Genomic DNA, 18,471 nt, shown 5'->3' with positions numbered 1-18,471 from the left:
AGGGCTGCTCCCACCCTCCCCGGCACCACCCGGATCAGGCTGCCCTCAGCTCCGCCTCCCTGCTGCGACAGGGTCAGCGGTGAAGGTCTTTCACCTCCACTCAACTCACAGCGCCTCACGGCGCACGCATGACCTGCGCCACGGAGCGGCCACCGCCATGCTCGCCGCTGGGGTCGACATCAAGATCGTTCAGGAGACCCTCGGACACACATCCTCGTCCTTCACCCGCGACACCTACACCAGCGTCTACCCCGAAGCAGCCGCCGCGGCAGCCGAAGCCACCGCCGCTTTGCTCTCCGCATCGTCGCCGGTGCCACCTCGACATGGCACAACTCGTCCCAGAGCAGGCGGCCAGACGGCCGCCAGAGAGACGGACGGGGCGGTGATTCACCTGCCTACCAGCTGATCAGCCGTCCCGGCAACCAGAGTGGGGTAGGCCAGCCCGGCAGCAGCACACGCTCGAAGGGAGGTGCTGCTGCCGGACGTCGAACGGATGGGCAGGCTCCGCGTGACGCCCCGTATCGCAACGCCGCCACCTCTTGGTCAGGTGTATGACGGCCTGGACGGTCACCAGGGAAATGATGGGCTCGGGCATGGGCTGATCCCGAGGGTAGACGGATGGCGAGTAATGGGAATGAGCCGTTTACACGCTGTTCACGGGGAGGGTGGCTGTGGATATTCGAGGTGGGGCTGGCTACGATTGTCATCCATTGCGGTGGTGATCGTTGTCGCAGTACGACTGGCTGGTGAGACAGCGTGCGCGGTCGGACCGGGTCAGTGTCGAGAAGATGCTCAGGGCTTACCGGTGGTGGCCGAGCTCTGCGGGCCGACACCCACCAGTCCCGGAATGTCGGGCATACGTGGCCAGGATTCGAATCGCTAAGGCTTTCCACCGCTTGGCGGAGGTGTGCCGAAGCTGATCGGCCCTGAGAAGTCGCGGCCCTGGATCAGGGGCCCCGTGACCTGCGCACTTCCTGCCACCACATTCGTGGGCCCGTCGGACTTCGGGAGCGCCTTGATGTTCTCGAGCCAGGCGGACAGCTCGCTGGCGAACTGCGTGTCCCAGCCAGCCCGCTCCACCAGCACTTCGGACAACTCGGTGACGTCCCGCCCATCTGTCCTGACGGCTTCGACCAGCTCCAATGCTGTTTGCTGTTCATCCTTCTTGCCGAAGGCCTTCTTCACCATGGTCGTGAGCGACATCCAGGCCGCTTTGCCCGCTTCGCCCGTTGCCCCGGTGACGAGGCCGGTGATGCCCGCCGCCACAAGTGCCACGACGGTCTCGTCCATATTGGCCCTCTTATCTCCGCGAATCGTTCCCGCTCGAACCGATATGTTCAGCCTGATGACATGGTACGAGTCAGGATGCAATCCTGGAATAGGCGTCAAGTCGTCGGCAGGGAGCCAGGCAGGCCGTGATCGCGCAGACTTCACCTTCCGCGGAGTCAGAGGACGAGTCGACCAACGTGTTGTCGGGCACGGTCCACGGTCCGGCCATCCAGGCAGGGACGATCAGTGGCGACGTGCAGATCCACTGGCAAGAAGCGGCTTCAGCTCCTGTTGTGCCGCGACAGCTACCACCTGCTACAAGCCGCTTTACTGCGAGGAAAGCCGAGCTCGCTGCCCTGAGCCGAGCCCTGAGTGAGCGGAAACCAGGGCTCAGTGCCATCTATACAATCACTGGTATGGCGGGGATCGGCAAGACGACCCTCGCCCTCCACTGGGCGCACAGCGTCGCCGACCGATTTCCTCATGGTCAGCTCTATGTTAACCTGCGGGGATTCGATCCCAGCGGTACGCCGGTCACCCCGAGTCAGGTGTTGAGGGGATTTATTGCCGCGTTGGGAGTAAGGCCAAATAATATCCCGTTCGAGATAGCTGATCAGATCTCACTCTACCGCTCACTGCTCGACGGGCGGCAAGTTCTGGTTGTCTTGGATAACGCGCTGAATACTGACCAGATACGTCATCTCCTTCCTGGATCCCCCACCTGCATGGCTATTGCAACCAGCCGAAACAAGTTGGGAGCGTTGGTGGCCAACGACGGCGCCACGCCTTTGGCGATGAAGTTGCTGGAGCAAGGGGAGGGCGCTGAGCTATTAGCCTGCTACCTGAGCAGCGAGCGCGTGGAGCATGAAAGAAGCGCAGCGGCCACACTTGTGGAACTTTGCGGAATGTTGCCGCTCGCGTTGAGCATAGTCGGGGCACGGGCGGCGATTTACAATTGGACGTTGGAATCGCTCACCGACGACCTGCGCTCCGAGAGAGATCGGCTCTACGCCTTGGACCTCCATGACAGTGAAACGACAAACATCGCGTCCGTCTTCTCCTGGTCCTACCGCAACCTGGCTCCCGAACCTGCCAGGATATTTCGCCTGCTGGGCCTGGCTCCCGGCCCCGAGATCAGTCTCGCCGGAGTGTCGTCGCTCGCCGGCACTCCCATCCCAGTGACCCGCCGCTTTCTCGACGTGCTCGTGGAGGCCAACCTCGTCAGCGAGTTGACTCGCGACCGTTACCGCGTCCACGACCTGCTGCGTACCTTCGCGGCGGATCAGGCGGAGCGCGATGAGTCGGTCCAATCCCGGCAGGAGGCAATGCGGCGTCTGCATGACTACCTGCTGTTGGCAGCGGATGCGGCCGATCGCGTGATAAGCCCAAATCGCGCCCGCATTGAACTCCTTCCGGTGGCTGGTGTCTTTTCCAAGCCGAAGTTCTCCACGTACGGGGAGGCCGTTGGCTGGCTGGAGACGGAGCACACAGGGCTGGTGGAAAGCATCTATCATGCTCTGCGAAATGGGTTTGACTCGCATGCTTGGCAGCTCGCCTGGACGCTTGCTGTCTACTTCGACCGGCGCGGTCATGCGTTTGATCGCTTGCGCACAGGTGAAGCCGCCCTACAAGCCACTTCACGACTCGGAGACCGCGAGGCTGAAGCGCTGATCCGTACCAGCATCGGATACGCACACGCTCGGATCGGGCACTTCGCCGAGGCCGAGGAGCAATTGCTACAAGCACTGGAAGCACTGCGGCGGATCGGCTCGGAGGTGTACGAGGGCAACGCCTTGATCGCCTTGGCCATCGTGTACGAGGAGCAGGACCGATACGGAGAGGCCAAAGGGCATCTCGAACGCGCGATCCGTCTGCACGAGCGTCATCACGACCGGGCGGGCCAAGCCCACACCCTGGAGAACCTCGGCTGGTGCCATGCCCATCTCGGCGAGTTCCCAGCCGCGCTGCGCACATGTGAGGCCGCGTTGGCACTCTTCCGCGAGCTCAATGATCAGGACGGCCAGGCTGACACTCTCGACAGCCTTGGATACACCTACGCTCAGCTCGCGCAGCATGAGCAGGCACTCGGCCACTACGAGTCAGCGCTGGCTCTGTGGCGGGACATGGGCAACCGATACGACGAGGCCGACGTCCTGACCAGAATCGGCGATTCTCACGCAGCGTTGGGTGCTCAGGTGGCCGCCCACGAAGCGTGGCAGCAGGCCTTGTTCATCTTCGATGAGTTGGCGCAACCGGACGCGGAGCTTCTCCGCGCCAGACTGGCACGTTGATCGCCTCTGCGCAGCAAGCCTCTGGCTCTATAGGTGAGAAGCGGATCTGGATCTGTCCCTCAGAGGAGGTCGGAACACCTCCACTGCGAAGCGGCAAGAACATGCGCTTCAGGCAGTTTGATCAACTCTTTGTCGGAAGGAAAGCACATCCCGGCCTGGAATGCCCACCACACCTTCCGGCTTGGCGTTCTATTGATCGTCTCACGGGTCTGACCTGACGAACGGGCCCGAGCCTGGTTCCGGAACGCCCCGCCACGTGCCGGGACCGTGCCGAAGAGCATCCAGCGAGCAACCGCGGGAGCACCTCAACGTGGCCGGAGTACCTCGAGCACCAAGAAACCCCAGCTCAGCGCCCTGAACTGGGGTTTCGTGCGGTGCGCCGCCAGGGACTCGAACCCCGGACCCGCTGATTAAGAGTCAGCTGCTCTGACCAACTGAGCTAGCGGCGCCTGCAAGAGGAATATACCGGTGATCCTCATCCCGGTCGAATCGGTATCAGCCCGGCAAGTGCCGCTAGAATAAAGTTCGGCCTGCAGACAGGAGCATTGATGTTCGACTCGCCCGCCGACGTGACGGAGCGGCTCGCCGCCGTGGACTATCTCTCCGACGACGCCATTTCCACCTCGGTGTTCCTGGCCGCCGCGCTGGGCAAGCCGCTGCTCGTCGAAGGCCCCGCCGGAGTGGGCAAGACGCAGCTCGCCAAGGCCGTGGCGCTGGCCACGAGCGCCGATCTGATCAGGCTGCAGTGCTACGAAGGGCTCGACGAGGCCAGGGCGCTGTACGAGTGGAACTACAAGAAGCAGTTGCTCAGGATCCAGGCCACCAGCGCGGACGACGACATCTTCAGCGAGGAGTTCCTGCTGGAGCGGCCCCTGCTCAAGGCGATCAGGTCCGAGTCGGCGACCGTGCTGCTCATCGACGAGACGGACAAGGCGGATGTCGAGGTCGAAGGGCTGCTGCTGGAGCTGCTGTCCGACTTCCAGGTGACGATCCCCGAGCTGGGCACGATCGCCGCCGTGCGCCGCCCGTACGTCGTGCTTACCTCCAACGCGACCCGCGAGCTGTCGGAGGCGCTCAAGCGGCGCTGCCTCTACCTGCACATCGAATACCCGACGCCGGAGCGCGAGCGGGACATCGTGCTCGCGCAGGTGCCGACCATCAGGGCCGACCTGGCCGAGCAGCTCGCGAGGACGGTGGCGACGCTGCGCGGGCTGGAGCTGAAGAAGGCGCCGTCGGTGGCCGAGACCGTCGACTGGGCCAACACGCTGCTCGCGCTCGGGCGGGAGGAGCTCGACGAGGCAACGGTGGCGGGCACGCTGGGCGTGGTGCTCAAGCACGCCTCCGACCAGACCCGGGCGATCAAGGAGCTGGGGCTGCCGGATGTCGCTGATCGATAGGCATGTCGGGTTCGTCCACGCGTTGCGGGAGGCCGGGGTTCCCGTCTCCCTGGCCGAGGGCCTGGACGCGGCCCGCGCGCTGCGGGTGATCGAGCTGGCCGACCGGGAGTCGCTGCGGGCGGCGTACGCGGCGACGCTGGTCAAGAAGCCGGCGTACCGGCCGGGATTCGACGTGCTGTTCGACCTGTGGTTCCCGGCGGCGACGACCGGACTGCGCGCCCCGCGCCAGGACCGGAGGGTGGATCCCGGGCAGGCGACCGTCAACGAGCTCCGCGACCGCCTCGCGGAGCTCCTCACCGACGGCACCGACCAGGAGATGCGCGAGTTCGCCCAGGCGATGGTGGCCCGCTTCGGCCGCCAGCAGGCCGGCCCAGGCCGCCAGAACTGGTTCTCCTACAGCGTCCTGCGCGCCCTGTCCCCCGAGACCCTGATGGCCCGCATCCTGCTCAACGTGCTGGCCGGCCAGGAACGCGGCAGCCTGGCCGAGAAGACCGCCAGGCAACGCGTCAACTCCAGCATCAGGCGCTTCGAGGAGGCGGTCGCCACCGACGTCCGCCGCCGCATCGCCGAGGACTCCGGCATCGAGCGCATCGCCCGCTCGACCGTACGCCCCCCGCTCGACCAGATCGACTTCCTCCGCGTCACCAAGGCGGATCTGGCCAGGCTCCGCAGGGAGGTCTACCCGCTGGCCAGACGCCTGGCCGCACGGCTGACGATCAAGCACAGGAAGGGCCGGCGCGGCCGCCTCGACTTCCGCCGGACGATGCGGGCCTCGCTGCAGAGCGGCGGCGTCCCGCTCACCACCCATTTCAAGCCGCCGCGCCCGCACAAGCCCGAGCTGGTCATCCTCTGCGACACCAGCGACTCGGTCTCGTCGTTCGCGCACTTCACGCTGCTGCTCACGTACGCGCTCAGAGAGCAGTTCACCAAGGTGCGCGCGTTCGGGTTCGTGGACACGGTGGACGAGATCACCAGGTTCTTCGTCCCCGGCGCCGACGTCGTCGAGGCCATGACCAAGCTGGCCCAGGAGGCCGACATGGTCCGCTTCGGCCGTACCAACTACGGCAACGCGCTGGAACGCTTCACCGAGCGGTACGCCGACGCCATCGGCCCCAAGACCTCGCTGCTGATCCTCGGCGACGCCCGCTCCAACTACCAGCCGCCCGCCCTGGACGTGCTCAGGTCCCTCGTCTCCAAGGCCCGCCACGCCTACTGGCTCAACCCGGAGCCGAGGCAGCAGTGGGACACGGGAGACTCCGTCGCTAGCGACTACGGCACGGTCGTGCCCATGCACGAGTGCCGCAACGTCGCCCAGCTCACCGCGTTCATCGAGACGCTCGCCTGAGCGCCGGCTACACCGCCTGCAGGTAGGCCAGGACCGCCATGACCCGCCGGTTGTGGTCGTCGGACGGCGGGAGGCCGAGCTTGGCGAAGATGTTGTTCGTGTGCTTGCCGATGGCTTTGTCGGTGACCTGGAAGCGGGCTGCGATGGCCAGGTTGGACAGGCCCTCCGCCATCAGCTCGAGCACCTCCCGCTCCCGCGGCGTCAGCGCGGCCAGCGGTTCGTCCCTGCGCCGGCGGGTCAGCAGCTGCGAGACCACCTCCGGGTCCATCGCGGTGCCGCCGCCGGCGACCTGGCGTACGGCGTCGACGAACCTGTCGACGTCGCCCACCCGGTCCTTCAGCAGGTAACCCACCCCGCCGGAGCGGTCGGACAGCAGCTCCCTGGCGTAGAGCTGCTCCACGTACTGCGACAGGATCAGCACAGGCAGCCCGGGGATCCGTCTGCGCGCCTCCAGCGCGGCGCGCAGCCCCTCGTCGGTGAAGCCGGGCGGCAGCCGCACGTCGACCACGGACACGTCAGGGCTGTGCCGGACCAGCGCCTCCAGCAGCATGGGGCCGTTGTCCACCGCCTCCACGACGGTGCAGCCGTTCGCCGACAGCAGCCGGACCAGCCCGTCCCTCAGGAGTGCGAGGTCTTCGGCGATGACAACGCGCACGGAATCTCCATCGTCAGTTCGGTCGGGCCGCCCGGCGGGCTGCTCACGGTGAGAGAGCCGTCGAAGGCGGACAGGCGCTCCTCGATGCCGCGCACGCCGGTGCCCGCGTCGCGGCGGACGCCGCCGCGTCCGTCGTCGCCCACGGTCAGGCGAAGCGCGCCGGCGACGTGCCGCACCTCACCGCCGACCACGTCGTCGGCATCGGACGCGGCCGGCTGATCGCCGACACCCCGACGGACGCGCTCGCCGCACGCTTCCAGCGCGACGTGCTGGTACGCGCGGCCCACCCGGACCGGCTGGCGGACCTCCTGCGCGCCCACGGCGCGACAGTGATCATCGCGGACGCGGACCCACCGCCGCCGGACGCGGACGGAGCAGGGACCGCAGGCCTGTCCGTGCGAGACGCGGCGACCGGCGGCCTGTCCGTGCGGGGTATGGACGCGGCCGGGATCGGCGATCTTGCCCTGCGGGCGGGGATCGCGCTGCGCGAGCTGACGCCGCGCAGCGCCTCGCTGGAGGAGGCGTTCATGGAGCTCACCGAGGAGAGCGTCGAGTACGGCGCCCGCGCCGCCGCCGAGGCGGTGGCCCGATGATGGACGTCATCGCCTCCGAATGGCACAAGCTCCGCTCACTCCGCTCGAACGCCTACCTCCTGGCCGTCTCCGTCCTCGCCGTGCTGGCGTGCGCCGGGGTGGCGTACATGATGGGCCGGGGGTTCGACCAGCAGACGTTCGAGGAGCGGCTGCTCTTCACCGGCAACGGGGACGGGCTGGGCACCGGGCTGCCGATCGCCTACTTCGTGCTCGGCACGCTGGGCGCGCTCACGATCACCTCCGAGTACACCACCGGCATGATCCGTACGAGCCTGGTGGCGGTGCCGCGGCGGCAGCTGTTCCTGTTCGCCAAGGTCCCGGGACTGGCTGTCGTCACCCTGGTCGCCGGTCAGGTCCTCGCGTTCGCGATGCACCTGGCCGCGCAGGCCGTCCTCGGCGACCGCGCCGGCCAGTTGCTGGTCGACGGGCAGACCCTGGGCACCCCGCTCTCCGATCCCGGAGTGCTCGCCTCGGTCGTCGTCGCCGGCCTGTCCATGACGGCGGCGGCCCTGATCGGGCTGGGCGTGGGCGCGGCGATCCGCTCCACCCCCGGCGAGCCTGGTCGCGCTCGTCCTGATCTTCCTGGTGCTCCCGGTCGTCGCCCAGGCACTGCCGTCGCCGCTGCGGGCGCAGGCCGGGTCGTACATGTTCGAGAACCTGCCGCGTCAGATCGCCGGGGTGGGCGGCCTGCTGTCCCCGCCGGTGGCGGCCGCGCTGCTCATCGCGTACGTCGCCGTCGCGCTGACGGCGGGCGCGGCGGTGACCGCGCTGAAGGGACGCAGGGGGAAGGTCGTGGTCGTCGGCGTGACGCTCCTGGCGGCCCTGGTGGCGGGACCCGCCGCCGCCGGCGCGGCGGACACCGGCCCGTCCTCCCTGGCCTGGCGGCCGTGCGCCGACAAGGACGCTCCCCGGGACATGCGCTGCGCCTCCGTCCAGGTACCCCTGGACTGGAAGCGGCCCACGGGACGGAAGATCATCATCCCGGTCGGCCTGCTCCCCGCCTCCGGCGCGGCCGGATCAGCACGGTCTTCTCCATCCCCGGCGGCCCCGACGTGTCGGGCATCGACGACCTGAAGCAGTTCTCCGCGAGGTTCGCGAAGCTGCGTAACCGGTTCGACGTGGTCAGCTTCGCCCCGCGCAACACCGTCAAGCCCGGCGGCGTGCTGCCGTACGAGTGCCTCAGCACCGGCCCGTACATCACCGTGCCGCGCGATCCCGCCGAATACGCCGCACTCGGACGGACGAACCGCGAACACGCGCAGCGGTGCCGCGCCGCCGCCCCGGAGTTCTTCGACCACATGGACTCGGCCTCCGTCGCACGGGACATCGAGGCGGTCCGCGCCGCCCTCGGCGAGGAACGGCTGAGCTTCCTCGCCAACTCCTACGCACGTACACCGCGCTCGGCACTTACAGGTGGTCCGAGTAGAAGGTGACGAGCCGATCGACGGCGGCGTCGACGTACTCGGGCTCGTCGTACATCTCGTAGTGCCCGGCGCCCTCGATCACCATGAGATCGACCGGGTTGGGTGCGAGTTTCCAGAGCTGCATGCCGGACTCGTAGGAGCCGGTGTTGCCAATGCGTCCGGCGAGGATGACTTGCAGCGGCTGGGTCATGAGCTGATCGACCAGGTGGTACGCGTCGTAGCCCAGGAGCAGCGAGTCGCCACGCGAGAGGCGGCGGTTCGTCGAGTGCTCGTTCCTGCCCCGCTCGGTGCGGTAGAACGTGATCGCCTGGGTCGTGTCGATATCGGTCAGCCCGGCTGCGGCGGCATCTTCCAAGGTGTCGGGCAGCCAGTTCACACGGGTCAGCTCACCGGTGCGGGTTTCCTCGATGCGCGCGTCGGCCATGGTGTCGAGCGCGCCCGCCGGGCCGTCTGGCTGGAAGCTGCGGAACGACGTGCCCATGTTGCCCGGGACGACTGTGCCGACCGCCTTGATGCGGTGGTCCGTGCGGGCGGTGTGCACCGCATAGCCTCCGCCGGCGCAGATGCCGAGGACACCGATGCGCTCCGGGTTGATGCCGGAGATCGTGCTGAGCGCGTCGATCGCGTAGGAGATGTCCTCACCGCGGCGGTACGGATCTTCGAGGTCGCGGGGCTCACCGCCGCTCTGACCCTGATGGGCGGGGTCGAACACGAGCGCCGCGATGCCCCGGGCGGCGAGACGGGATGCGTAGTTCGCGCCGATCTGTCCCTTCACGCTGCTGCCAGGCGTGGAGAGCACCACGGCGCGCAGCGGCACCGCTTGGTCGATGTCGTCGGGCAGGTGCAGGTCGGCCGCGAGCTCGATCGGCCCGCGCGGGATCGTGATGTGCCGAAGCATCTGAGTGCCCCTTTCGCGTAAGGTCATTCGATGGCCGGCCAGTCCGAGATGTACATTAGTACATTTTCGAACTAGTTCAGGACTGTACCACATTAACGAGGAGGCCCGCGTGTCGGTCGACGCCGCACAGCTGTGGACGCTGAACCATCGCCTGCTGACCGTCGTGCTGGACGCCTGCAGCACCGAACTGGCCGAACTCGGGCTCGAGACGAAGGAGTTCTTCGTGCTCGCCGAGGTGACCGCGTCGCCGTACCCGGCCGAGCTTGCGGCGACGCTGATGATCCCCAAGGCGAGCGTGACGGTCTACGTGCGCAACCTCGTCGCAAAGGGGTTCATGCGACGCGAGATCGACGACGCGGACCTGCGGCGGCATCGGCTCGTACTGACCGCCGAGGGCGAGGCGGCGCGGGACCGTGCGCTCTCAGCGCTCGCGACGGAGTTCGACCGCAGGCTGGCGAGGATTGCGCCTCGCGATCGCACCGAGCTGCAGCGGATCCTCCTGGCATTGCTCGAGCCTGCGCAGTAGCTCGGCGCACACCCGCAGATGGTTCCAGTCCGTTCTAGAACGACTGTACTAGTGCGAGATTGTACGACTCTGAGCTGTGGAGCAGCGGCCGTGACGTGTGGCGGCAGCCCCAGCGCACGGGCCGGACGCTGAGTGAATAACTGAGTGGCCGGCCCGGACGAGCGGCTCGGGTCAGGCGCGCTGGAGTTCCCTGGCGGCGGTGCGGGTGAGCAGCTCGATCTGCTCGTCGTTGAGCACGGCGCCCTCGACCGCCTTGATCTGCTTGGCCACCAGCCGAGGCTTGAGCAGCGTCAGGCCCTCGGCCTGCAGCAGGCCGCCGCGAGGCAGCATCCCACAGTGCACGGCCAGCATGGGTGTGATGGTCACCGGGATCCTGGTCTCGCGCGAGAGCAACTCGGCGAACGCCTCGGCCGCCTCCACGAGCGGCTTGGCGACCTTCGTGCCGTACTTCTCGCCGAAGAAGAGCCGCCCGGCGTAGCAGGCGAGCTCGGTGTCGGGACTCCAGGACTCGTTGTCGATGAGCCACACGCCGGCGGGGCCGATCACCAAATGGTCGATGGAGGCCTGGCCGCGGATGGCGCGGCCGTCGAGGACGCTGTAGCCGTGGCGGCCGAGCGACCTGCGCAGGTGCTTCCCGGTGATCGTCTCACCGTGCCGCCGTCCACGCCAGACGGCCGTCTTCTGGAACGAGCGCCAGTCGATCCACCAGTCGGCGCCCGCGACGATCCCCGCGAACAGCAGTCCGAGGACGAGCCCGGCGAGGTCGAACCTGAGCGCGACCGCGTATCCGAGCACGAAACCCACGGCGGCCTTGACGACCCTCGACCTACGCCGGTTCTGTGCGCCTTCGCGCCAGAACTTCTCGTACCACCACTGCGGGGACGACCCTGTGTACTTCTCGTCCTGCTGCACGTAGATAGAGCCACCGGGCACGGCAAACTCCCCGAAAGAGTAGAAACCTTAAGGATCTGCCACGCCGAAGATCCCTCGCCGGTCAGGTGATACCCACCACCCAACCAAGGCGAGCCTAAGGTGACGTAATTAGTACCCGCAAGACCATCAACCGACCAGTCGGTATGCTAAGGCAGGTGACCAAGGGGGACATGTGAAGGAAGAACCGGTCAGACAGCGACTACTCTCGGAGGCGACCCGCCTGTTCGCCGAACGCGGCTTCGAGAGCACGTCCGTACAGGAGATCGTAGTGTCGGCAGGCGTCACCAAGGGCGCCATGTACCACTATTTCGACTCCAAGGACGATCTGCTGCACGAAATCTACGCCAGGGTGCTCCGCATGCAGATGGACCGGCTGGCGCGGATCGCCGACGGCCCCGGCACGCTGAAGCGGCGCCTCCACCGGGCGGCGGCCGACGTCGTGGAGACCACGACCGCGAACCTCGACGACTCCAAGATCTTCTTCAGGTCGATGCACCTGCTCGCCCCCGAGACGCGCAAGACCGTGCGCGCCGAGCGCCGCCGCTACCACGAGCGCTTCCGCGACCTCGTGGCCGAAGGGCAGCGCACGGGCATCTTCAGCGACCAGGTCCCCGCGGAGCTGGTCGTGGACTTCTTCTTCGGCTCGGTGCACCACCTGGGCACGTGGTTCCACGCGGAAGGCCCGCTGACCGGCGCCCAGGTGGGGCGGCACTTCGCCGACCTGCTACTGACCTCCCTCGGGGGCGGGCACGTCGACGAGTGAGGCCAGCGCCTCCCGATGATCGCCGGGCGTGCCGAGCGCCATCTCGGTGGCCTTCGCCCGCTTGAGATAGAGATGTACGGGATGCTCCCACGTCATCCCGATCCCGCCGTGCAGCTGCAGAGCCTCCTCGGCGGCGTGCACGGCCACGGCGGCGTTCCACGACTGGGCGACCGCCACGGAGACGGCCGAGGTGTCGGAGGCGGCTCCGCGGGCCGCGGCCCTGGCCCTGACCACGTCCAGCCACAGGTCGGCCAGCCGGTGCTTGATCGCCTGGAAGGAGCCGATCGGGCGGGCGAACTGGTGGCGTTCCTTGACGTAGGCCAGCGTCGTGTCGAGGCACCACTCGGCCACGCCGAGTTGCTCGGACGCCAGCAACCCGGCCGCGAACCTGAGCACCCCGGCCAGGTCGCACGCCCCCACCCGGCGGGCCGTCGCGCGCTCGAAGGTGACCGTGGCGACCGGCCTGGTCAGGTCGAACGAGGGCACCACCGCGACGGCGGCGCCTTCGACCTCGTACAGCTCGCCGCCGACCGGTACCAGCAGCACGTCGGCCACGTCGGCCCCGGCCACGCCGGTGACGGTCCCGCACACCCGCCCGCCGTCCAGCCACACGGACGCGCCCCGTGACGGCTGGTACGGCGAGGCCACGAAGGACACCGCCAGCGCGGCCGTCCTCCGCCCCTCGGCCAGCTCCCCGAGCAGGGCGTCCCGCGTGGGCAGCAGCGCCTGGGTGGCCAGCACCGAGCTGGTGAGGAACGGCACCGGCGCCACGCCCCGGCCCAGCTCCTCCAGCACGACGGCCGCCTCGCTGGCCGAGGCCCCGGCGCCGCCGAGCTCCTCGGGGACGAGCAGCCCGGCCACCCCGATCTCACCGGCCAGCGTCTTCCACAGATCCAGGTCGTACGGCTCCGACTCGACGCGCTCGAGCACGGCGGCGGGCGGGCACCGGTCGGCGAGCAGCCCGCGCACCGCCGCGCGCAGCTCCTCCTCGACCTCCGAGTACAAGAGCGTCATCGGGGCAGGTCCTTCCAGGGCACGTCCTTGTCGACGCGGGGTTCGGAGGGCAGGCCGAGCACCCGCTCGGAGATGATGTTGCGAAGGATCTCGGACGTGCCGCCCTCGATCGAGTTGCCCTTGGCCCGCAGGTAGCGGTAGCCGGGGCCGCGGCCGTAGAAGTCGACGTTCTCCGAGCGGCGGAACGTCCAGTCGTCGTACCCGAGATCGCGCCTGAACTCGACATCGAACCCGGACAGCGCCTGGTTGAGCTTGGCGAACGACAGCTTCATGCCGGAGCCCTCCGGCCCCGGCTGGCCGGCGACGAGCTGCTCGCGCAGCCGCGCCCCCGACAGGCGGGTGACCTCGGCTTCCACCCACAACGACAGCAACCGCTGGTGCAGCTCGTGGGTGCGCAGTTCGGGCCGCTCCCGCCACGCTTCGAGCACGGCCGCCACCATGCCGCCGCCGCGGCGTACGGGGGCGCCGCCGATGGCGACGCGCTCGTTCATCAGCGTGGTCCGCGCGACCCGCCACCCGTCGCCGACCGCACCGAGCCGCAGGTCGTCAGGCAGCCGCACGCCGGTCAGGAACACCTCGTTGAACTCGGCCTCACCGGTGATCTGCCGCAGCGGCCGCACCTCGACGCCGGGCGCCTTCATGTCGCAGATGAAGTACGTCATGCCGCGGTGCTTCGGCACCTCCGGGTCGGTACGCGTCACGAGGATGGCCCACCGGGAGTGATGGGCGCCGGACGTCCACACCTTCTGACCGTCCACCACCCATTCGTCCCCGTCCCGGAGCGCGCGGGTCCCCAGCGTCGCCAGGTCGGATCCCGCACCCGGCTCGCTGAAGAGCTGGCACCAGATCTCCTCCCCCGTCCACAACGGCCGCAGGAACCGCCGTTTCTGCTCCTCCGTCCCGAACGCCAGGATCGTCGGCGCCGCCATCCCCAGGCCGATGCCCTGGACGCCGCCGTTGATCTGCGGCGTGTCCGCCAGCTCCCGCTCCACGACCTGCTGTAAGTCCCTGGAGGCGCCCAGCCCGCCGAGCCCCTCGGGGAACCACACCCAGGCGAGCCCGGCGTCGAACCTCGCCCGCAGGAACGCGAGCCGGTCCCCGCCCGGATCATGCTCCCCGAGGAACGCCGCGACCCGCTCCTTGATCTCCGCCTCGTTCACATGAACCTCTTGAGCTCTCGATAGGCCAATGACCGCTTGTGCACCTCGTCCGGGCCGTCCGCCAGGCGGAGCGCGCGGGCTCCCGCCCACAGGCCGGCCAGCGGGAAGTCCTGGGAGACGCCGCCCGCGCCGTGCACCTGGACGGCCTTGTCGAGGATCCACTCCACCGTGATAGGGGTGGAGATCTTGATGGCCTGGATCTCGGTGTGGGCGCCCTGGTTGCCCACCGTGTCCATGAGCCAGGCGGTCTTGAGCACGAGCAGGCGCAGCTGCTCGATCTTGATGCGGGACTCCGCGATCCAGTCCTGGATCACGCCCTGCTGGGCGATGGGCTTGCCGAAGGCGGTCCTGGTCAGCGCCCGCCGGCACATTAGCTCGACGGCACGCTCGGCCATGCCGATCAGGCGCATGCAGTGGTGGATGCGGCCGGGGCCGAGCCTGGCCTGGGCGATGGCGAAGCCGCCGCCCTCCTCGCCGATGAGGTGCTCCGCCGGCACGCGTACGTCCTCGAACACGATCTCCGCGTGGCCGCCGTGGTCGGCGTCGGTGTAGCCGAACACGTGCATGCCGCGCTTGATCTGCAGGCCCGGCGTGTCGCGGGGCACCAGGATCATGCTCTGCCTGCGGTGCTTGGGCGCGTCGGGGTTGGTCTGGCCCATGACGATGAAGATCTTGCAGTTGGGGTTCATCGCGCCGGAGATGAACCACTTGCGGCCGTTGATGACGTACTCGTCGCCGTCCCGGGTGATGGTGGTGGCGATGTTCGTGGCGTCGGAGGAGGCCACGTCGGGCTCGGTCATCGCGAACGCGGAACGGATCTCACCGTCGAGCAGCGGCCGCAACCACTCCTTACGCTGCCACTCGCTGCCGAACATGGACAGCACTTCCATGTTGCCGGTGTCGGGCGCGGCGCAGTTGGTGGCGACCGGCGCGATGGTGGGGCTGCGGCCCATGATCTCCGCCAGCGGCGCGTACTGGAGGTTGGTCAGCCCGGAACCGTGCTCCCCAGGGAGGAACAGGTTCCACAGGCCGCGCTTCCTGGCCTCGTCCTTCAGGTCGGCCATCAGCGGCGGGGGGCTCCAGCCGCTGGTCGCCGCCTGTTCTTCGAAGGCGGGCTCGGCGGGGTAGACGCATTCGTCCATGAAGCGCAGCAGTCGCTCGCGCAGGTCCTCGGTGACCGTGTCGAAGGCGAAGTCCATGCTGGTGAGCCTACCGACCGGCCGGTATGAGTGTCGACAGGGTGGCTCCCCGCAAAAATGGACAGGTGGCCATGATCAGGGCTTCGGCCGGCTCTTATGGTGGCGTACATGACCGCGAAGCTGCCTGCGCCTGTGGTGCTCGAGAACGACGTCGTCCGGCTCGAGCCGCTCACCATGGACCACATTCCCGACCTGTTCGCCGCCGGGGGCGGGGACGAGGAGGTCTGGCGCTGGATGCCGATACCCCCGCCGAGCTCGGAGAACGACCTGGCGAAGGTGGCCAGGGGGCTGATCGACGACGACAGGCACGTCCCGTTCGCGGTGGTGGTCGTGGAGAGCGGGCGGGCCGTGGGCTGGACGACGTACTGCGACGTGCCCGGGTTCGACGAGAGCGTCGAGATCGGCTGGACCTGGTACGGGCGGGCGGCCTGGCGCACGGCCGTGAACACCGACTGCAAGCTGCTGCTCGTCGACCACGCCTTCGAGCTGGGCTACAACCGCGTGATGCTCAAGACCGACGTGCTCAACGTCAGGTCGCAGAACGCGATCAAGCGCATCGGCGGCCTGCACGAGGGCACGCTGCGCCGCCACCGCAGGAGGCCCGACGGCACCTGGCGCGACACGGTCTGTTTCGGCATCCTCGAAGAGGAGTGGCCGGAACACCGGGCGCGCTTGCGTCGCTAGGGTCTCGAAGAGCAGTGGCCAGAACGCCGGGAGCGTTCGCGTCGCCGGAGTCGCCATCCTCGCCTTGATGACCTGCGCTGCCTTGATCTGGCTTCGCTTGATCGCCTAACGCAGCATGCCGGCCAGCAGGTCGCGCATGGCCTCGTTGAGCTCGTCCAGGGTGGGCGTGGCGCCGGCCCCGGCGATCGCGTCGAACATGAGCCCTTCCCCGAACGCCACCAACTGGCGCGCGTGCCGTACCGGTTCCCGGGAGCCCATCGCGGTCAGCAGGGCGACGGCGGGATCACGGAACCGGCGACCGGCCGCGTCATAGATCTCGCGCAGTTCCGGCCGCCGGGTCGCCTCCAGGGCCAGCTCGTAACGGGCCAGTGTGCGACGGCGGTCCTGGAGCTGGATGTACAGCGCCTCCGCCATGCGGCCGGGGAGGCCGGACAGGTCCACCTCGTCGCTCTGGTACGCCGGCGCCAGAGCCCGCATCTCCAGCTCCGTGAGCCGCGACAGAGCAAGCTCCAGCAGCGCGGCACGGGTCCGGGCCAGGTTGGACGTGGACCCGGGCGGCAGCCCCGCCGCCTCGTCGACGGCCCGGTGAGTGAGACCCCGCATACCCCGCTCGGCCAGGAGCGTGATGGCCGCGTCCGCGACGGTCTCTGAGCGCTTCACGACACCGAATACTACAGAGGTAGTACGAACGGCATTTCGCCAAGCCCACGGCCGGATTTCCCAAGAGAATCCAACGACCCCACCGGGCGCTGCCGACCGGGGACGGACCTGGGCCGGGGGTGGAATGGGGGGCGAACTACGGGTGTAGTAAAGTGAATACTACAGGCGTAGTGCCGAGGGAGGGGCTTGGAGATGGGCAGGGCTGTGGTGATCGGTGGGGGTGTGGGTGGGCTCACCACCGGTGTGGCGCTTCGCCGCAAAGGGTGGGACGTGACCGTGCTGGAGCGGGCGCCCAAGATCGATCCGGTGGGTTCGGGGCTGGCCGTCGCGGCCAACGCGTTGAAGGCGCTCGACACGCTGGGCCTCGGCGACCGGATTCGCGCACTGTCCAGGTTGCAGGGGCAGGTGGGGATCCGGGCGGCGAATGGGCGGTGGCTCGTGCACACCAGCGGCGACGACGCGGTGGCCCGTTACGGCGACTCGGTGGTCGTCCTGCTGCGGGCCACGTTGATGGACGTGCTCATGGAAGCGCTGGGACCCGATCACCTGCGGCTGAACACCACCGTGTCCGAGGTGGACGCCTCCGGCGGGGTGGTGCGCACCGATGAGGGCGATCTCGAGGCGGACCTCGTCGTGGCCGCCGACGGGATCCACTCGGCGACCCGGCGCGCTCTCTTTCCCGGCCACCCGGGTCCGGCGTACTCGGGGGTCACGGCCTGGCGCGGGCTCGTACCCCGGGGCGATCTGGCCGTCCAGAGTATGGAGAGCTGGGGCCGGGGCCAGGTGTTCGGCGTGCATCCGCTGGCCGACGACGTGGTGTACGTGTACGCCACCGACGTCTCGCCCGCCGGCGCCGTACACGAGGACGAGCGGGTGGAACTGATGAGGAGGTTCGGGGACTGGCACGAGCCGATCCCCGCGCTGTTGCGCTCGGCCGATCCCGCGAAGATCATCCGTGGTGACGTGTACTACTTCGACCAGGCTCTGCCCGCCTTCCATCGGGGGAAGGTCGCGCTGGTCGGGGACGCCGCGCACGCGATGACGCCCAACCTCGGCCAGGGGGCCTGCCAGGCGATCGAGGACGCGATCGTGCTCGCGCACCTGGCCGGCGGGCAGGAGAACGACCTCGCCGCGTACACCGCCGCCCGGCTGGAGCGCACCTCGAAGATCGTGCGGCAGTCCATGACCATCTGCCGGCTGACCATGGTCAGGAATCCGGTGGTGGTCCGGTTGCGCGACTTCGGGATGTCCACGGCGGCCAAGCTCAGCTCGGACCTGATGCTGCGCTCAATGGACCAGGTCCTGGGCTGGCGCCCCCCAGGCCAAGACCCGGCCGCCCGCGTCTGACACCCAACCCACACCACCAGTGCGGCGTGACGGCCCACCCCACGCCCGAGGCGCCCGGGGCGGGAATCGCGCGCCGGTGGCGGCGAAGAAGTCCGTCCGTGATCTTCTCCAGGACGCCGGGCACCGGGTCCGTCAGGCCGCCGAACCGCTCGCGCAACCGGTCCACGATGCCGGGGCATCGCTCCAGCCCGCCCGGCGCGGTGTGACGGTCAACTCGCGCCCAAGGTCACCACCACGAGCGCCCGGGGGCCTTCAAGGGTGAGGTCCGGCCCACATGTCCGAGGTGGTGAGGAGAGGTGTTCTGGGGTGGGGG

19 protein-coding genes and 1 tRNA gene are annotated in these 18,471 nt (G+C 68.5%); 10 read left to right on the top strand and 10 right to left on the bottom strand.

From position 1 onward, the window contains the following. Positions 1 to 157 precede the first annotated feature (157 nt). Positions 158 to 406, top strand: coding sequence for a hypothetical protein (locus ITP53_RS43290; protein ID WP_407941387.1), 249 nt, complete (start codon positions 158 to 160; stop codon positions 404 to 406). A 473-nt stretch (positions 407 to 879) separates the two neighbouring features. Here ITP53_RS43290 and ITP53_RS43285 read toward each other — a convergent pair whose 3' ends face one another. Beyond that, positions 880 to 1,290 carry a hypothetical protein gene (locus ITP53_RS43285; protein ID WP_195901284.1) on the bottom strand — a complete coding sequence of 137 codons (411 nt, stop codon included), beginning with the start codon at positions 1,288 to 1,290 and terminating at the stop codon, positions 880 to 882. Between the two features lie 125 nt (positions 1,291 to 1,415). On the opposite strand from ITP53_RS43285, the gene ITP53_RS43280 reads away from it, so the two are divergent. Further along, the gene (locus ITP53_RS43280) at positions 1,416 to 3,560 is read left to right on the top strand and encodes an ATP-binding protein (RefSeq protein WP_195901283.1); all 2,145 of its coding nucleotides are present in this window, start codon (positions 1,416 to 1,418) and stop codon (positions 3,558 to 3,560) included. 375 nt (positions 3,561 to 3,935) lie between these two features. Here the strand turns inward: ITP53_RS43280 and ITP53_RS43275 are convergent. Next, positions 3,936 to 4,009 (bottom strand) — tRNA-Lys (locus tag ITP53_RS43275). A gap of 99 nt (positions 4,010 to 4,108) precedes the next feature. Here ITP53_RS43275 and ITP53_RS43270 point away from each other — a divergent pair. Then, complete coding sequence (locus tag ITP53_RS43270; protein WP_195901282.1) at positions 4,109 to 4,957, top strand: AAA family ATPase; 849 nt, start codon at positions 4,109 to 4,111, stop codon at positions 4,955 to 4,957. Then, positions 4,941 to 6,302 (top strand): vWA domain-containing protein, encoded by a 1,362-nt coding sequence (locus ITP53_RS43265; RefSeq protein ID WP_195901281.1) that lies wholly within the window; start codon positions 4,941 to 4,943, stop codon positions 6,300 to 6,302. The genes ITP53_RS43270 and ITP53_RS43265 overlap by 17 nt, the downstream gene beginning before the upstream one ends. Positions 6,303 to 6,309: 7 nt before the next feature. Here ITP53_RS43265 and ITP53_RS43260 read toward each other — a convergent pair whose 3' ends face one another. Together ITP53_RS43260 and ITP53_RS43255 are read right to left on the bottom strand one after the other, a co-directional pair. Continuing rightward, on the bottom strand, positions 6,310 to 6,957 hold the full coding sequence (locus tag ITP53_RS43260; RefSeq protein ID WP_195901280.1) for a response regulator: 648 nt from the start codon (positions 6,955 to 6,957) through the stop codon (positions 6,310 to 6,312). Further along, positions 6,921 to 7,133, bottom strand: coding sequence for a sensor histidine kinase (locus ITP53_RS43255; protein ID WP_207757243.1), 213 nt, complete (start codon positions 7,131 to 7,133; stop codon positions 6,921 to 6,923). Before ITP53_RS43255 ends, ITP53_RS43260 begins: the two co-directional genes overlap by 37 nt. Between ITP53_RS43255 and ITP53_RS43250 the strand changes: the two genes are divergently transcribed. Next, positions 7,125 to 7,550 carry a hypothetical protein gene (locus ITP53_RS43250; RefSeq protein ID WP_236051778.1) on the top strand — a complete coding sequence of 142 codons (426 nt, stop codon included), beginning with the start codon at positions 7,125 to 7,127 and terminating at the stop codon, positions 7,548 to 7,550. The genes ITP53_RS43255 and ITP53_RS43250 overlap by 9 nt on opposite strands. Next, entirely contained in the window at positions 7,547 to 8,983 is a 1,437-nt protein-coding gene (locus ITP53_RS43245; RefSeq protein WP_195901279.1) for a hypothetical protein, read from the top strand. The genes ITP53_RS43250 and ITP53_RS43245 overlap by 4 nt, the downstream gene beginning before the upstream one ends. On the opposite strand, the gene ITP53_RS43240 is transcribed toward ITP53_RS43245, so the two are convergent. Further along, a complete protein-coding gene (locus tag ITP53_RS43240; RefSeq protein ID WP_195901278.1) occupies positions 8,958 to 9,872 on the bottom strand; it encodes an alpha/beta hydrolase in 915 nt (304 codons plus the stop codon). The two genes, ITP53_RS43245 and ITP53_RS43240, sit on opposite strands and share 26 nt — an antisense overlap. Positions 9,873 to 9,981: 109 nt before the next feature. Here ITP53_RS43240 and ITP53_RS43235 point away from each other — a divergent pair, with 109 nt between their 5' ends. Beyond that, positions 9,982 to 10,398: a MarR family winged helix-turn-helix transcriptional regulator gene (locus tag ITP53_RS43235; RefSeq protein WP_195901277.1), complete on the top strand. Its 417-nt coding sequence runs from the start codon at positions 9,982 to 9,984 to the stop codon at positions 10,396 to 10,398. 171 nt (positions 10,399 to 10,569) lie between these two features. Here ITP53_RS43235 and ITP53_RS58485 read toward each other — a convergent pair whose 3' ends face one another. After that, positions 10,570 to 11,331 carry a nuclease-related domain-containing protein gene (locus ITP53_RS58485; protein ID WP_195901276.1) on the bottom strand — a complete coding sequence of 254 codons (762 nt, stop codon included), beginning with the start codon at positions 11,329 to 11,331 and terminating at the stop codon, positions 10,570 to 10,572. Between the two features lie 172 nt (positions 11,332 to 11,503). Between ITP53_RS58485 and ITP53_RS43225 the strand changes: the two genes are divergently transcribed. Next, on the top strand, positions 11,504 to 12,094 hold the full coding sequence (locus ITP53_RS43225) for a TetR/AcrR family transcriptional regulator (RefSeq protein ID WP_195901275.1): 591 nt from the start codon (positions 11,504 to 11,506) through the stop codon (positions 12,092 to 12,094). Here ITP53_RS43225 and ITP53_RS43220 read toward each other — a convergent pair. Genes ITP53_RS43220 through ITP53_RS43210 form a run of 3 tightly spaced genes read right to left on the bottom strand, consistent with a single transcriptional unit; the run spans position 12,056 to position 15,467 of the window. Further along, the gene (locus ITP53_RS43220; protein ID WP_195901274.1) at positions 12,056 to 13,108 is read right to left on the bottom strand and encodes an acyl-CoA dehydrogenase family protein; all 1,053 of its coding nucleotides are present in this window, start codon (positions 13,106 to 13,108) and stop codon (positions 12,056 to 12,058) included. The genes ITP53_RS43225 and ITP53_RS43220 overlap by 39 nt on opposite strands. After that, entirely contained in the window at positions 13,105 to 14,268 is a 1,164-nt protein-coding gene (locus tag ITP53_RS43215; RefSeq protein WP_195901273.1) for an acyl-CoA dehydrogenase family protein, read from the bottom strand. Before ITP53_RS43215 ends, ITP53_RS43220 begins: the two co-directional genes overlap by 4 nt. Then, complete coding sequence (locus ITP53_RS43210; RefSeq protein ID WP_195901272.1) at positions 14,265 to 15,467, bottom strand: acyl-CoA dehydrogenase family protein; 1,203 nt, start codon at positions 15,465 to 15,467, stop codon at positions 14,265 to 14,267. The genes ITP53_RS43215 and ITP53_RS43210 overlap by 4 nt, the downstream gene beginning before the upstream one ends. A gap of 108 nt (positions 15,468 to 15,575) precedes the next feature. Between ITP53_RS43210 and ITP53_RS43205 the strand changes: the two genes are divergently transcribed. After that, a complete protein-coding gene (locus ITP53_RS43205) occupies positions 15,576 to 16,151 on the top strand; it encodes a GNAT family N-acetyltransferase (protein WP_195901271.1) in 576 nt (191 codons plus the stop codon). A gap of 105 nt (positions 16,152 to 16,256) precedes the next feature. Here ITP53_RS43205 and ITP53_RS43200 read toward each other — a convergent pair whose 3' ends face one another. After that, a complete protein-coding gene (locus tag ITP53_RS43200) occupies positions 16,257 to 16,811 on the bottom strand; it encodes a TetR/AcrR family transcriptional regulator (RefSeq protein WP_328817638.1) in 555 nt (184 codons plus the stop codon). A 192-nt stretch (positions 16,812 to 17,003) separates the two neighbouring features. Between ITP53_RS43200 and ITP53_RS43195 the strand changes: the two genes are divergently transcribed. Beyond that, positions 17,004 to 18,158, top strand: coding sequence for an FAD-dependent monooxygenase (locus tag ITP53_RS43195; RefSeq protein WP_195901270.1), 1,155 nt, complete (start codon positions 17,004 to 17,006; stop codon positions 18,156 to 18,158). Positions 18,159 to 18,471: the final 313 nt, after the last annotated feature.

This window comes from Nonomuraea cypriaca (genome assembly GCF_015645445.1).
GTDB classification, from domain to species: domain Bacteria; phylum Actinomycetota; class Actinomycetes; order Streptosporangiales; family Streptosporangiaceae; genus Nonomuraea; species Nonomuraea cypriaca.
This window is presented reverse-complemented; position numbering and strand designations above follow the sequence as displayed.

Coding starts and splice junctions, on each gene's coding strand:
- ITP53_RS43290 (WP_407941387.1), top strand. CDS start 158: ATGCTCGCCGCTGGGGTCGACATCAAGATCGTTCAGGAGACCCTCGGA.
- ITP53_RS43285 (WP_195901284.1), bottom strand. CDS start 1,290: ATGGACGAGACCGTCGTGGCACTTGTGGCGGCGGGCATCACCGGCCTC.
- ITP53_RS43270 (WP_195901282.1), top strand. CDS start 4,109: ATGTTCGACTCGCCCGCCGACGTGACGGAGCGGCTCGCCGCCGTGGAC.
- ITP53_RS43265 (WP_195901281.1), top strand. CDS start 4,941: ATGTCGCTGATCGATAGGCATGTCGGGTTCGTCCACGCGTTGCGGGAG.
- ITP53_RS43245 (WP_195901279.1), top strand. CDS start 7,547: ATGATGGACGTCATCGCCTCCGAATGGCACAAGCTCCGCTCACTCCGC.
- ITP53_RS43240 (WP_195901278.1), bottom strand. CDS start 9,872: ATGCTTCGGCACATCACGATCCCGCGCGGGCCGATCGAGCTCGCGGCC.
- ITP53_RS43220 (WP_195901274.1), bottom strand. CDS start 13,108: ATGACGCTCTTGTACTCGGAGGTCGAGGAGGAGCTGCGCGCGGCGGTG.
- ITP53_RS43210 (WP_195901272.1), bottom strand. CDS start 15,467: ATGGACTTCGCCTTCGACACGGTCACCGAGGACCTGCGCGAGCGACTG.
- ITP53_RS43205 (WP_195901271.1), top strand. CDS start 15,576: ATGACCGCGAAGCTGCCTGCGCCTGTGGTGCTCGAGAACGACGTCGTC.
- ITP53_RS43195 (WP_195901270.1), top strand. CDS start 17,004: ATGGGCAGGGCTGTGGTGATCGGTGGGGGTGTGGGTGGGCTCACCACC.